Source organism: Mycobacterium sp. SP-6446, from assembly GCF_001954045.1.
Lineage (GTDB): Bacteria > Actinomycetota > Actinomycetes > Mycobacteriales > Mycobacteriaceae > Mycobacterium.
In genome coordinates this window covers 1-773 of the sequence record NZ_MBEM01000200.1, presented here as the reverse complement: position 1 = coordinate 773, position 773 = coordinate 1, and the positions used below count along the sequence as shown (strand labels likewise).

At 63.3% G+C, this 773-nt stretch carries 1 protein-coding gene; it reads left to right on the top strand.

Annotation, left to right across the window (positions count from 1 at the left end; all coding sequences use genetic code 11):
- On the top strand, window positions 1–773 hold a 773-nt coding region (locus A5736_RS17940), incomplete at both ends, for a condensation domain-containing protein (protein WP_254848400.1).

Here is a 773-nt window from a genome sequence, read left to right as displayed (position 1 = left end):
CGCTCGATGTTGATGCGTTGGCTGCGGCGCTGGCCGATGTGGTGGGCCGTCATGAAAGCCTGCGCACTGTGTTCCCCGCGGTCGAGGGAACACCCCGACAGGTGGTTATTCCTGTTGAGCAGGCCGATTTTGGGTGGGACGTTGTTGATGCCAGCAGCTGGTCACCAGCCCGGCTGGGTGAGGTCATCGACGCCGCGGCACGCCATACCTTTGATCTGGCCACCGAGATCCCGCTGCGGGCAAGGCTTTTTCGCTTCGTCGACGACGAGCACATGCTGGTGATTGTGATGCACCATATCGCCGCGGATGGCTGGTCGCTAAGGCCGCTGACCGCTGATTTGAGTGTGGCCTATACCAGCCGGTGCGCCGGTCGGGCGCCGGGGTGGACGCCGTTGGCGGTGCAGTATGCCGATTACACGCTGTGGCAACAGGAGTGGCTGGGGGAGGAGTCTGATCCGCGCAGTGCCATTGCTCTGGAGTTGAAGTTTTGGGAGCAGGCGCTGGCCGGGATGCCTGAGCGTTTGGAGTTGCCGACTGATCGGCCTTATCCATTGGTGGCTGATCAGCGTGGGGCCAGTGTGGCCGTCGAGTGGTCGGCGGGATTGCAGCGCAAGGTTGCTCGGCTGGCCCGTGAGCATAACGCGTCGAGTTTCATGGTGGTGCAGGCCGGGTTGGCGATGTTGTTGTCGAAGATCGGCGCCAGTTCTGATGTGGCCGTGGGCTTCGCGGTGGCCGGTCGGGGTGATCCGGCGCTCGATGAGTTGGTGGGCTTT